Here is a 604-nt window from a genome sequence, read left to right as displayed (position 1 = left end):
CGTCGAGCTTGCCGGCGATGAGATCGGCCGCCATGCGCATGCGGAACTTTCCGGGGTTGTTGTTCCAGCCGGGATCGATGCCGATCGGCACGCGCGAGATTTCGCCGGTGCGCTTGTTCACGAATACCGCCATGCCGAAATCCGGCGGCGGCTTGCCGAAATGCGGACGTCCCTGCGCTTCGTCCTCCGACAGCTGGGCGGTGCGGCATAGGCAGCCCCAGCCGTTCGGCGGCCAATGTGTGTCCCACCATGGATCCTCCACCTCGAGGATCGTGCCGACCCACTCGAGATGTTCCTCGCGCTTATGCAGCGCGGTCGAGATCAAATATTCGACGTAAGGCAGCACGCGCCGCGTGCGCCAGGTGCGCTCCCATTCGCCGGCGGCATAGGCCGTGTTGACGTTGGCCCAATAGATGGTCCGCAGCCGCCGCGCGGAGCCGAGCTGCACCTCGACGGGCTTGCCGGTGAGCGGATCGATCTGCTGCGCCTTGCCCCACCACCCCTTCTCTTTCAACAGCGGTTCGAGGCCCTTTCGAAACTCGTCGAAATCCCGCCGTCCCTCGATCGCCTGGAGCAATGCGCCGCGCACGTCGCCGAGGATGTC

At 65.4% G+C, this 604-nt stretch carries 1 protein-coding gene; it reads right to left on the bottom strand.

What is annotated here, in order from left to right:
* Positions 1-604: phage minor head protein (locus tag K3F48_RS23945; RefSeq protein ID WP_222577939.1), on the bottom strand; the 604-nt coding region annotated here is incomplete at both ends.

Origin of the sequence: Methylosinus sp. Sm6 (genome assembly GCF_019802345.1) — a bacterium.
Classification (GTDB): domain Bacteria; phylum Pseudomonadota; class Alphaproteobacteria; order Rhizobiales; family Beijerinckiaceae; genus Methylosinus.
Note: the sequence above shows the minus strand (reverse complement) of the source record. Positions and strands in the feature narration are given on the sequence as shown.